At 72.5% G+C, this 11919-nt stretch carries 12 protein-coding genes; 9 read left to right on the top strand and 3 right to left on the bottom strand.

Annotated elements, in window-relative coordinates; translation table 11 throughout:
• Positions 1-5: 5 nt before the first annotated feature.
• Positions 6-698 (bottom strand): YdeI/OmpD-associated family protein, encoded by a 693-nt coding sequence (locus ABME02_RS02510; protein ID WP_353813695.1) that lies wholly within the window; start codon positions 696-698, stop codon positions 6-8.
• On the opposite strand from ABME02_RS02510, the gene ABME02_RS02505 reads away from it, so the two are divergent.
• Positions 697-1212: a chitobiase/beta-hexosaminidase C-terminal domain-containing protein gene (locus tag ABME02_RS02505; RefSeq protein WP_353813694.1), complete on the top strand. Its 516-nt coding sequence runs from the start codon at positions 697-699 to the stop codon at positions 1210-1212. The two genes, ABME02_RS02510 and ABME02_RS02505, sit on opposite strands and share 2 nt — an antisense overlap.
• Positions 1213-1343: 131 nt before the next feature.
• On the opposite strand, the gene ABME02_RS02500 is transcribed toward ABME02_RS02505, so the two are convergent.
• On the bottom strand, positions 1344-1571 hold the full coding sequence (locus ABME02_RS02500; protein ID WP_353813693.1) for a three-helix bundle dimerization domain-containing protein: 228 nt from the start codon (positions 1569-1571) through the stop codon (positions 1344-1346).
• A gap of 110 nt (positions 1572-1681) precedes the next feature.
• On the opposite strand from ABME02_RS02500, the gene ABME02_RS02495 reads away from it, so the two are divergent.
• The 7 genes from ABME02_RS02495 to ABME02_RS02465 all read left to right on the top strand — a co-directional run bounded on the left by ABME02_RS02495 (position 1682) and on the right by ABME02_RS02465 (position 8820).
• Positions 1682-2011 carry a nuclear transport factor 2 family protein gene (locus ABME02_RS02495; protein ID WP_353813692.1) on the top strand — a complete coding sequence of 110 codons (330 nt, stop codon included), beginning with the start codon at positions 1682-1684 and terminating at the stop codon, positions 2009-2011.
• A gap of 62 nt (positions 2012-2073) precedes the next feature.
• On the top strand, positions 2074-2694 hold the full coding sequence (locus ABME02_RS02490) for a TetR family transcriptional regulator (protein ID WP_353813691.1): 621 nt from the start codon (positions 2074-2076) through the stop codon (positions 2692-2694).
• 249 nt (positions 2695-2943) lie between these two features.
• Positions 2944-3735, top strand: coding sequence for an electron transfer flavoprotein subunit beta/FixA family protein (locus tag ABME02_RS02485; RefSeq protein ID WP_353813690.1), 792 nt, complete (start codon positions 2944-2946; stop codon positions 3733-3735).
• Positions 3735-4736 (top strand): electron transfer flavoprotein subunit alpha/FixB family protein, encoded by a 1002-nt coding sequence (locus tag ABME02_RS02480; protein WP_353813689.1) that lies wholly within the window; start codon positions 3735-3737, stop codon positions 4734-4736. The genes ABME02_RS02485 and ABME02_RS02480 overlap by 1 nt, the downstream gene beginning before the upstream one ends.
• Positions 4737-4867: 131 nt before the next feature.
• Positions 4868-6076, top strand: a complete 1209-nt coding sequence (locus ABME02_RS02475) for a cytochrome b/b6 domain-containing protein (protein WP_353813688.1) — start codon at positions 4868-4870, stop codon at positions 6074-6076.
• Positions 6073-7257, top strand: a complete 1185-nt coding sequence (locus ABME02_RS02470) for a phosphotransferase family protein (RefSeq protein ID WP_353813687.1) — start codon at positions 6073-6075, stop codon at positions 7255-7257. The genes ABME02_RS02475 and ABME02_RS02470 overlap by 4 nt, the downstream gene beginning before the upstream one ends.
• A 54-nt stretch (positions 7258-7311) precedes the next feature.
• Positions 7312-8820, top strand: a complete 1509-nt coding sequence (locus tag ABME02_RS02465) for an aldehyde dehydrogenase family protein (protein WP_353813686.1) — start codon at positions 7312-7314, stop codon at positions 8818-8820.
• A gap of 102 nt (positions 8821-8922) precedes the next feature.
• Here the strand turns inward: ABME02_RS02465 and ABME02_RS02460 are convergent, their stop codons facing one another.
• Complete coding sequence (locus ABME02_RS02460) at positions 8923-10086, bottom strand: TetR/AcrR family transcriptional regulator (protein WP_353813685.1); 1164 nt, start codon at positions 10084-10086, stop codon at positions 8923-8925.
• A gap of 255 nt (positions 10087-10341) precedes the next feature.
• Between ABME02_RS02460 and ABME02_RS02455 the strand changes: the two genes are divergently transcribed.
• Entirely contained in the window at positions 10342-11919 is a 1578-nt protein-coding gene (locus ABME02_RS02455) for a long-chain-fatty-acid--CoA ligase (protein ID WP_353813684.1), read from the top strand.

Genomic DNA, 11919 nt, shown 5'->3' with positions numbered 1-11919 from the left:
AGGTCTCAGGGTGACTCGGGCGCGTGGCCGTTCGCGTCGGCCGCCGCCCGAGCCGCCGCCGCAGCGCGCTCGACCCACTTCGGTGTGTCGCCGTACTGCTGGAACGGCACGAGCTGCCCGGCCGCGCTGTGCTCGACGAGCTGCGACATCCGTCGTTCGCGCGTCGTCTGCCGCTTGGCCGACACCACCCAGTGCACGACCAGCTTGCGGTAGCTCGGCGTCGCGGCCTCCCAGAACGCGGATGCCGCAGCATCCGCCTCGAGCACGCGCGTGAACTCAGGCGGCAGTGCCTGCTCGAGGTTCTCGAACGAGTAGATCGCCGACCGGTCGTCGCTGCGGCGTTCATACGCCGCGACGCCCGCCGGCCGCATGCGGCCCTCGGCCGTCAGGCGCTCGACGTGCGCGATGTTCACGGCCGACCAGTTGCTCTTCGGCTTGCGCGGGGTCCAGCGCTGGCGCCTCGCGACCTCGTCGATGCGCTGCGACACCGAGTCGATCCAGCCGAAGCAGAGCGCCTCGGGCACGGCCTCCTCCCAGGTGAGCCCACGCTCGGGGGCGCCCTTCTTGTAGAGGCCCATCCAGAGTTCGGTCTCGGTCTCGTGGTTGGCCTCCAGCCACGCTCGGAACTCGGCGGGGCCGGAGAAGAACAGGGCCGGTCGCTCAGGCGTGCCACCCGGCGTGCCGATGGATCCGCTCATGGTCCGAGTCTGCCAGCGGCCACCGACGTCGTGGCCTGCCGGCAACTCCGGTGACATGCTCTCGTACAAGTACGGGATCTACGCCTGGAACTTCGAGGTCGGGACGCAGTTCCAGCCGCCGTTCGAGAACGAGAACCCGATGGGCGCGTCGGCGCACGCCGAGTCGCAGGAATTCGCCAACGGCCTGGTCGAGCTCATGCGCGTGGCGTACGACTTCCAGACCGATTCGCAGCGGCCGTCGAGCTCGGTGGTCGTCTCGGCGAGCGCCGAGGCGGGCATGGTCGACATCGTCTTCGAGACGTCGGAGCCGGCGTCGGTGTTCTACACCGTCGACGGGTCGAAGCCGACGTTCGCCTCGACGCTGTACGCCTCCGCGGGCGTCCGCGAAGGCGGGGAGACGATCACGGTGCCCGCGGGTACGAAGGTCAAGTGGTCTCCGTCGATGCGGCCGGCAACATCGAGAAGAACTACAAGCCCGGTGGCGGCGGCACCAACTTCAGCACGACGACGGTGAACGCGCCGAGCTGAGCCTCCCTGCCAGGCCCGAACCGGCTGCGGCCGCGGCGTCCCGAGACGGATGCCGCGGCCGCGGTCGTTCCACGTCGCGGCGACTCGCCGGGTGCCGCCGGCACGCCGCGCGGTGCGTCAGGCCGCGTCGAGCCCTCGCTTGATGCGGCGCTTCGCGCCCTTCTCGACCAGCACCGGGACGAAGTCCCGCACCGGCCGGCCGTCGAACGCGTGGTGCTCCTCGTCGACGATGCGCCGGATCTCCTCGCGATCGAGCTGGGGGAACTTCTTCGCCAGACGGTCGATGACCTCGTCGACGCTGCGCTGCTCGTTGTCCTCGCGCGACGTGCTCTCGGGTGAACCCATGGACAGAGTCTCGTTCGGCTTCCCTGGGAACGCAATGCGGGCGAGGCGGTGGCGCGGACGCGCGCCCGGCGCGGGCTGCGGCGCGCGGCATCCGGTCGTATCGTGGCCCCATGTCCGACACCGCCATGCCCGACGCCATCCGGGCGTTCGTCGACACCACGAACGCGGGCGACTCCGAGGGGTTCGTCGCCGCGTTCACCGAGGACGCCTACCTCAACGACTGGGGGCGCGAGTTCCACGGCCGCGACGGCGTCGCGAGCTGGAACGAGACCGACAACATCGGCAAGCGGTCGCACTTCGACGTGCACGGCATCAGGGCGGGACGGATGCCGGGGCAGTTCCTCGTCACGCTCACCGTGACCGGCGAGGGCTACAACGGCCCCGGCGTCTTCACCTTCGACCTGCGCGACGGGCTGATCGCGCGGTTCCTCATCGCGTAGGCGGTCCGTTAGGCTGCGGCGCGTGCGTCGACGCACGCGCGGGGGAGGGCCGGGGGAGGGCGATGTCGGAGGAAGCGACCGGGGCCGCCCGGCGTCCCGTGCAGGAGCGGGCGGTCCGCACGCAGGCGGCGATCCTCGATGCGGCGGTGCAGGTGCTCGCCGAGGAGGGCTACGCCGCGGCGACGACCGTTCGCGTCCAGGAGCGCGCCGGCGTCTCGCGCGGCCGGCTGCTGCACCACTTCCGGTCGCGCACCGAGCTGCTGGTCGCCGCGGTCCACCACCTCGCTGCGGCGCGGCTCGACGAGCTGCTGGTCGACATCGACCTCCCCGATGAGCCCGGAGCGCGCATCGACGCCGCGATCGCGGCGATGTGGGCGTCGAACGGGCAGCCGGTCTACCTCGCCTCGCTCGAGCTGTGGCTCGCCGCGCGGCACGACGAGGGGCTCCGGGAGGCGCTGCTGCCGACCGAGCGACGGATGGGCGGCATCCTGCTGGAGATCCAGCAGCGGCTCTTCGGTACGGAACTGTCGGCCCGCCCGGCGTTCGCGCCGCTCATGGAGCTGCTCGTCACGAGCATGCGCGGCACGGCGATGACCTACGCGATCACGGGCGCCGACCCGGCGAGCGAGCCGAACCTCGGGCTCTGGCGCGCGCTCGCGCGCGAGCAGCTGCTCGAGGACTGAGCCGGCGGCGCCCGGCGCGCGGAGGGCGCCGCGGCCGCGACGGGGTGCACTGGGCGGGCCGCATGCTGCAGGTGCCGGTGCGAAAGCAGGATGAGCCGGGTCATCCGCCCCGTGGGGCACCCATCGGACGGCTCATCCGGCGGACTTCGCTCCCAAAAAAGTCAGACTTGACTGTTCTTCGAACGTTGCACAGAATGCTGCGTAGTGATCCGGCTCCGGCCGGCAAGATCCGCGAAGGAGCGATCGACGATGAGGATCCTCGTCCTGGTGAAGGACGTCCCCGACACCTACGCCGACCGGCGGCTCGACCTCGAGACCGGCCTCGCCGACCGCGACGCGAGCGAGCGGGTCGTCGACGAGATCGGCGAGCGCGCCCTCGAGGTCGCCCTGCGCCACGCCGACGAGCACCCCGGCACCGAGGTCGTCGTCATGACGATGGGCGCCGAGCCCGCGGCCGCCTCACTGCGCAAGGCGCTCGCCATGGGCGCGGCCCGCGCCGTGCACGTCCTCGACGAGGCGCTCCTCGGCGCCGACCTCGTGCTCACCGCCGAGGTCCTCGCGGCCGCGGCGCGCCACGTCGGCTTCGACCTGGTCGTCGCGGGCGACCAGTCGACCGACGGCTCCGGCGGCGTCGTACCGGCCATGGTCGCCGAGTTCCTCGACGTGCCGCAGGCGACCCGGCTCGAGTCCGTCGAGATCGCCGACGGCGCGGTCTCGGGGGTTCGCGCGACCGACGGCGGCACCGCGCGCGTGACGGCCGGACTGCCCGCCGTGATCTCGATCACCGAGCGCCTGCCCGACCCGCGCTTCGCGAACTTCAAGGGCATCATGGCGGCGAAGAAGAAGCCCCTCGAGACGCTCTCGCTCGCCGACCTCAACCTCGACGCAGCGGATGCCGCGACCGCACGATCGATCATGATCGCGATCTCGGAGCGACCGCCCCGGTCGGGCGGGACGAAGATCACCGACGAGGGCGACGCGGGCGAGCGGCTCGCGGCCTTCCTGGTCGAGCACCGGCTCGTCGAAAACGGGGTCGGCTGATGGAGGCCCGGGCGAACGAGCGTCGCGACGCACCGATCCTCGTCCTGCTCGACACGACCATCGATGGCGGACTCGCGCCGAGCGCGGCCGGCCTCCTCGGCGCCGCGGCCGGTGTCGGCGTTCCGGTCGCGGTCGTGGTCGCCCCGCCGGAGCGCGGCGACGAGGTGACGGATGCCGCGTGCCGCCTCGGCGCGACGCGCGTGCTCGTCGCGCGTCCCGATGGCCCGTCGCAGCTCACCGTCCCCGCGGTCGACGCGCTCGTCGCGGCCGCGGAGCTCATCCGCCCCGACGCCGTGCTCGTGTCGCACTCGATCGAGGGTCGCGAGGTCGCCGCACGCTTCGCGGCCCGGACCCGGGTCGGACTCGCGGTCGACGCGGTCGCGATCTCGCGCGACGACGAGGGCGTCGTCGCCCACCACTCGGTCTACGGCGGCGCCTACGACGTCGTCTCGGCGGCCACGTTCGGGCCGCTCGTCATCACGGTCCGCGTCGGCGCCGTCGACGTGCGGGCCGAGGCGCAGCCGCCGCGGTCCGAGCCGCTCGCCGTGGCGGCGTCCGGCCGCCGCGCGGCGACCGTGGAGTCCGTCGAGGCGCGCGTCGCCGAGACCGGTCGTCCCGAGCTGCGCGGCGCGGCGAGGGTCGTCTCGGGCGGGCGCGGCCTCGGCTCGGAGGAGCGCTTCGCACTCGTCGAGGAGCTCGCCGATGCGCTCGGCGCCGCCGTCGGCGCCTCGCGTGCGGCCGTCGACGCGGGCTTCGTGCCGCAGAGCCAGCAGGTGGGCCAGACCGGCGTCTCGGTCTCGCCGCAGCTCTACGTCGCGCTCGGCATCTCGGGGGCGATCCAGCATCGCGCGGGCATGCAGACCGCGAGGACCATCGTCGCGATCAACACCGACGCCGACGCACCGATCTTCGAGATCGCCGACTTCGGCATCGTCGGCGACGTGTTCCGGGTCGTGCCGCAGCTGATCACGGCGCTCGAGACGCGGACGGTCCGCTCGTGACCATGACGCGGCCACCGGTACGGCGAGGCCTGCCCCGTCGCCGGGGCGGCGAGCCGTGGCCCCCTTCGGGGTTCGCCCCCGCGGATGCCGGGGCGACGGCGACGGTGACGGTGTCGGCGCAGGCAGGGCCGATGGCGGATGCCGCGCCCGCGGCGGTCGGGACCGGCATCGTGGGACGACCGACCGATCCGATCGTCGCTCCGGGCATCGATGGGGTGCCGCCCGCCGATGCCGCCGCCGCGCTCCACGGACGCCCGGTCCGCCGCGGCCTCCCGCGCCGACCGGGTGGTGCGTCGTGGCCGCCCGCGGGCTTCGCGCCCGTCGCGGGCGCGCCCGAATCGGCGGTCGAGGCATCCGCCCCCGTGACGGCCGAGGCGCACACCGCGATCGCCGGCCTCGACCGTGCGGCCGTCGAGGCGCAGGTGGACGGCGCGCCGGCACCCGAGGCATCCGCCTCGACCCGCGTGTCCGTCCGCCGGGCGCTCGCCGCCGTGGGCCTCGTCCTCGGCGCCGCCGCAGTCGTGCTCGTCGCCCGCTGGCTGCGCACGCTCGACGGCGTGCAGGAGTTCCTCATCGCGTACCCGGGCGAGGCGCCGATGCCGGAGGGCGCGCCCGTCGGGTTCCCGGCGTGGCTCGCCTGGCAGCACTTCTTCAACGTGTTCCTCATGGTGCTGATCGTGCGGTCGGGCTGGCAGGTCCGCCGCGAGCGGCGACCCGCCGCCTACTGGACGCCGCGCTGGAACCCGGCGCGCAAGATCGGCCTGAACCTCTGGTTCCACCAGTCCCTCGACCTGCTCTGGCTCGTCAACGGGGTCGTGTTCGCGGTGCTGCTGTTCGCGACCGGGCAGTGGATGCGGATCGTGCCGACGAGTTGGGCGGTCGTCCCGAACGCGATCTCGGCCGGGCTGCAGTACGCGTCGCTGGATTGGCCGACCGAGAACGGCTGGGTGCACTACAACGGCCTGCAGCAGCTGGCGTACTTCGCGACGGTGTTCGTCGCGGCGCCGCTCGCGGTGATCACGGGCGTGCGGATGTCGGGGCTCTGGCCCGCACGCGCGACGGCGCTGAGCCGCATCTACCCGGTCGAGCTCGCCCGCGTGATCCACTTCCCGGTGATGCTGTACTTCATCGCGTTCGTCGTCGCGCACGTCGCGCTCGTGCTCGCGACGGGGGCGCTGCGCAACCTCAACCACATGTACGGCGGCCAGGACGCCGTGGACTGGGTCGGCTTCGCCGTCTTCGCGGTGTCGCTCCTCGTCATCGCCGCCGCGTGGGTCGCCGCGCGACCACTCGTGCTGGCACCCATCGCGGGACTGTTCGGAAGGGTGAGCAACCGATGAGCGTGCACGAGACCGAGCGGGCGCGTAAGACCGAGCAGGCGCCCGAGACCGAGTCGGAGATCGGCGCCGGCCCGCACCTGTCGTCGGAGCCCGACTGGCGGGACGTCGTCGCGACGGGGGCCGAGGCATCCGCCCTGGTCTCGCCGCCACTGCTCGTGCTCGATGGGATCGCTCGCCACCTCGACGAGCACGGCATCGGCGAGGGTCCGATCGAGTGGGCGCGCATCGGGGACGGGCAGTCGAACGTGACGTTCCTGCTGCGCCGCGGCGGCGCCGAGGTGGTGCTCCGACGGGGACCGCGGCCGCCGCTGCCGCCGTCGGCGCACGACATGCTGCGCGAGGCACGCATCCAGCGGCTGCTGCACGCCGAGGGCTACCCGGTCGCCGAGATCCTGACGACGTGCGAGGACCCCGCGGTGCTGGGCGTGCCGTTCTACGTCATGGGCCACCTCCAGGGCGACGTCGTCACCGACGACGTGCCCGAACGGTTCGACGACCCCGAGCAGCGCGCGCGGATGGCCGACGCGGCCGTCGAGGCGCTCGCCCGGCTGCACGCGATCGACGTCACGACCGGCCCGCTCAGCGGGTTCGGCCGGCCCGACGGCTACCTCGAACGGCAGGTGTCGCGATTCCGGGGATTGTGGAGCACGGTCTCGCGACGCGAGCTGCCGCTCGTCGACGAGGTCGCCGACAGGCTCGCCGCCTCGCTGCCCGCGACGGTTCGCCCGGCGCTCGTGCACGGCGACTTCCGGCTCGGCAACCTCATGTTCGCCCCCGCGGCGGAGCCCGTGGTCGGCGCGGTGCTCGACTGGGAGATGTCGACGCTCGGCGACCCGCTGGCCGACCTCGGCTACCTCGCCGCCACGTGGAGCGAGCCGGGGTCGCCCGCGACCACCATGGAGCTCTCGCCCGTGACCCGACTCGAGGGGTTCCCCGATCGCGACGGCCTCGTCGAGCGCTACGCGCGCCTGACGGGGGCCGACACGAGCGCACTGGCCTGGTACCAGGCCCTCGCGCTCTGGAAGTCCGCCGTCTTCAGCGAGGCGATCTACACGCGCTGGCGGGCGGGCGAGCGCCCCGACGACACGAGCTTCGCGCCGAGGCTCGAGGCGGGCGTGCCGCAGCTGCTCGAGGTGGCATCCGGCCATCTCGACCTTGTGCCGAGGACCACCTCGGCGTAGTGTGAATCAAGATTCACTTCTTGGTTCGGTTCATTCAACGACGAAGGGACGGCCGTGACACTCATCGCCGACGGGCCCACCGCCACGCAACTCACCACCACCGACCCGCGCGACGGCTCGGCCATCGCGACCTACCCGGTCGCGGGCCCGGCCGACGTCGATCGCGCCGTCGCCGCCGCCGCCGTCGTCGCGCCGTGGTGGCGCGACCGCGGCTTCGACGGCCGCCTCAAGGTGCTCCAGGCCTGGAAGGCCGAGATCGCTGCGAACGCCCGCGACCTCGCCGACGTGATCTCCCGCGAGACGGGCAAGACACCGGATGACGCGCTGCTCGAGGTCGTGCTCACCCTCACGCACCTCGACTGGGCGTCGAAGAACGCCCGGAAGGTGCTCCGCCGCCGCAAGGTGGCGGCGGGCCTCGCGAACTACAACCAGTCCGCGAGCGTGGGCTACGAGCCGTTCGGCGTCGTCGGCGTCATCGGCCCGTGGAACTACCCGTTCTACACGCCCATGGGGTCCATCGGCTACGCGCTCTCGGCCGGCAACGCCGTCGTGTTCAAGCCGAGCGAGCTCACCCCCGCCACCGCCAAGTGGATCGAGGAGGCATGGAACCGCGTCGCCCCCGACCGGCCCGTGCTGCAGGTCGTGGTCGGCGATGGGGCGACGGGCGAGGCGCTCGCGTCGTCCGCCGTCGACAAGGTCGCCTTCACGGGGTCGCCCGGCACCGCCCGCAAGGTCATGGCCGCCGCCGCCCGGAACCTCACCCCGATCGTGGTCGAGGCCGGCGGCAAGGACGCCATGATCGTCACCCGGCAGGCCGACCTCGACGCGGCCGTCGGCTTCGCCGTGTTCGGCGGCATGGGCAATGCCGGCCAGACCTGCGCCGGCGTCGAGCGCGTGTACGTCGAGGCGCCGGTGTACGACGCGTTCATGGAGAAGCTCGTGGCGTCGGCCGCTCGCCTGAAGCCCGGCCCCGAGGCATCCGCCAGCTACGGGCCGATGACCCTCGCGCGCCAGTCGGAGGTGATCTCGTCGCAGATCGCCGGCGCCCTCGAGCGCGGCGCGACCGCCGTCCTCGGCGGGGCGGACTCCGTGAAGGACGGCTACGTCGGCCCGGTGATCCTCACCGGCGTGCCCGACGACTGCGCGGTCGTGCAGCGGGAGACCTTCGGGCCGGTGCTCGTGGTCGACCGCGTGGCCGATGTCGACGAGGCCGTCGCCAAGGCGAACGCGAGCGAGTACGGCCTCTCCGCGTCGGTGTTCACCAAGGACCATGCCGCCGGGCTCGAGATCGCCGAGCGGCTGCGCTGCGGCGCCGTGAGCATCGACTCGGTGCTCGGCTTCGGCGGCATCCCGGGGCTGCCCTTCGGCGGCCGCGGCGAGTCGGGCTTCGGCCGGATCCACGGCGCCGACGGGCTGCGCGAGTTCAGCGTCGCCAAGTCGATCGCCGTCCAGAAGAGCAAGGCGTTCATCGACCTGCTCACCATGGACCGGTCCGAGAAGGACATGCACCTGGCGGAGCGGATGCTCCACATGCTGCACGCCAAGGGCGGCGCGAAGCGCTGACCCGGCGACGCCGCGCCGGCGCGGTCGCCCCCGACGGGTGGTCGCGTCGGCGCACGTCCGTGGTGCGCGTCGAGCACGCCCCGGTGGGCGCGCCGAGCGAGGTCAGGCGGCCGGTCGCCCGCGCACGCCGAGGGCGGCCCTGACGAGGGCCGCGACCCGCGCCCGCGTCGACGGCGAGTTCTCGAAGTGGACGATCCGCCCGACGTCGACGACGACGTTGAGCCCCGCGTGCACGCGCACCCGGGCCGCGCTCCCAGAGAGGTCGGGCCGCGACGTGCGCAGCAGCGAGACCCACTCGTCGACGTGTCGGCGCTGGATGCTGCGCAGTCGCTCCTGCTCGGCGTCGGGGAGCGCGCCGACATCGGAGAAGTAGACGCTCATCAGCTCGCGATGCGTGAAGCTGTGGGCGACGTAGGCGTCGACGAGCCGGTGCAGCGCCTCGTCGGGTGATGCCGCGCCCTCGAGGGCGTCGGCGGTCGTCGCGTTCAGCCGCTCGGCCGCGCGGACGCACGCCTCGAGCAGGAGCTCGGACTTGCTCTCGAAGTAGCGGTAGAAGCCGGAGGGCGTGAGGCCGACCGCGGCGCTGATGTCCTCGATGCCCGTGTCGTGGTAGCCGTCGCGGTGGAAGAGGGCGAGTGCCTCGCGGACGATGAGCTCGCGCTTGGACGCGCTCGGGATGCCGGGGGCATCCGTCTCGGCGCCGGCAGCGGGCCGCGGCAGCTCCGTCGCGGCGACATCGTCGGCGCAGGCCAGCAGGAGGTCGGCGAGGGCGCGACGCCCCATGCTCACGTGGTGGGACGTGATGCTCGCGACGACGCTGAGCGCGGCGGCCGCGAGCAGGCGCGCATCGTCGTCGGGCAGGCCCGGGCGCATGCGCTCGAGCGGCCGCCGCACGCGGCCCGCGAGCTCGGCGAACTCGTCCTGGAGCCGGCGCCGATCGTCTGGCTCGAGGTAGCGGCCCTCCCAGCGGTAGAGCCCGCCCGTCAGCCGGTTGTCGATGGTCGTCTCGACGATCGCCGAGACGATCTCGTCGTAGGCGGTACGCGCCGTCGCAGGGTCATCGGGATCGTCGGCGTGCGCCGCGACGAGGTCGTCCGTCGCCTCGACGAGGCCGCGCGCGAGCCGCTGCGCCGCGTCGAGGAACAACGCGTACTTGTTCGGGAAGTGCCGGTACAGCGCCGGGGCGGAGATGCCCACGGCCGAGGCGACCTCGCCGAGGCTGACCTGGTGGAACCCGCGCTCGGAGAAGAGGGTGGCGGCGGCCATGGCGATCTGCTGGCGCCGGTCTTTCGGCCTGACCCGGCGGACCCCTGCGTCCGCGGTCGGCGCCCCCATCGTGCCCATCCCCACAGGCTAGCGCAGGCGGGGCAAGAGGTCGGCGTGAATCGGTGTTCACAAGCGGTGTGAATTGAAATTAACAAAATCCGTGACAAGCGGCTCGCGGCGAGGCATACTGGCATCACCTGAGCCATCGGGCCCGAACCCGACGGCGGTACAGCGAAGTACGAAAGGGAACCCCGCATGAGCACCGAAGCCCCCGTCATCCCGCGGTCGGCACGTCGCAACCACTGGATGAACCAGGTCGCGATCCACGCGTCGAACCAGCCCGACGCCCTCGCCTTCCGCTACCTGGGCCGGGACTGGAGCTGGTCGCAGGTCCACGACCGCGTGACGCACCTCGCCGCCGCGCTCCGCCGCCGCGGGGTCGCCGAGGGCGACCGGGTGCTGATGCTGACGCTGAACAGCCCCGAGGTCGTCGAGACGGTCTTCGCGGTCAACACGCTCGGCGCGATCGCGGTGCCGATCAACATCCGGCTCACCCCGCCCGAGATCGCGTACATCGTCGACGACGCCGACGCCTCGGTGATCGTCGTCGACGCGCCGCTCGCACCGCTCGTGGGCGTCGTCGGGCAGTTCACCTCGCGCGTCGAGCGCGTGATCGTGCTCGGCACCCAGGCCGGCGAGGGGCAGGAGGCGCTGGAGGACCTCATCGCCGAGGACCTCGACGGGTTCCAGGCGCCCGACATCCCCGAGGATGCCACGGCGCTCATCATGTACACGTCGGGCACGACCGGCCGCCCCAAGGGCGCGATGCTCGACCACATCAACCTCTACGCCCAGGCGATCACCTGCATCCGCGCGAACGGCGTCGTCGACGAGTCCGACATCGCGTTCATGACCGCACCGCTGTTCCACATCGCCGGCCTCGGCTCGATCGCGCCGAACTTCATCATCGGCATTCCGACGATCATCCACCCGCTCGGGGCGTTCGACCCCGCCGCGATCGTCGACGCATGGGAGAAGGAGCGCGCGACCATCGTCTTCAACGTGCCGCAGCAGTGGCAGGCGATCTGCGCGCTGCCCGGCATCAAGGATCGCGACCTCGCCCTCCGCATCATCAGCTGGGGTGCCGCGCCCGCGAGCGACACGCTGCTCCGCCAGATGGAGGAGACCTTCCCGAACGCCCTCAACACGGCGGTCTTCGGCCAGACCGAGATGTCGCCCATCACGTGCGTGCTCCGCGGGCCCGACTCGCTGCGCAAGCTCGGCTCGGTCGGCAAGCCGATCCCGACCATCCAGACCCGCGTCGTCGACGACGAGATGAACGACGTCGCCCCGGGCCAGGTCGGCGAGATCATCTACCGCGGGCCGACCATGATGAAGGGCTACTGGCGGAAGCCCCACGAGACCGCGGAGGCGTTCGAGGGCGGCTGGTTCCACTCGGGCGACCTCGTCCGCCAGGACGAGGAGGGCTTCGTCTGGGTCGTCGACCGCAAGAAGGACATGATCATCTCGGGCGGCGAGAACGTCTACTGCGCCGAGGTCGAGAACGTGCTCGCCTCCCACCCGAACGTCGCCGACGTCGCCGTCTACGGGCGGGCCGACGAGCGCTGGGGCGAAGTCCCGGTCGCGGCGGTCGTGCTCGTTCCCGAGACCGAGCTCACCGTCGAGGCGCTCGGCGCGTTCCTCGCCGACAAGCTCGCCCGGTTCAAGCAGCCCAAGCACGTCGTGGTCATGGAGGTCCTGCCGCGCAACGCCGGCGGCAAGGTGAACAAGGTCGCGCTGCGCGCCGCAGACCGAGAGCCCGCGCAGGTCTAG

Origin of the sequence: Agromyces zhanjiangensis (assembly GCF_040496055.1) — a bacterium.
GTDB classification, from domain to species: Bacteria; Actinomycetota; Actinomycetes; order Actinomycetales; family Microbacteriaceae; genus Agromyces; species Agromyces zhanjiangensis.
This window is presented reverse-complemented; position numbering and strand designations above follow the sequence as displayed.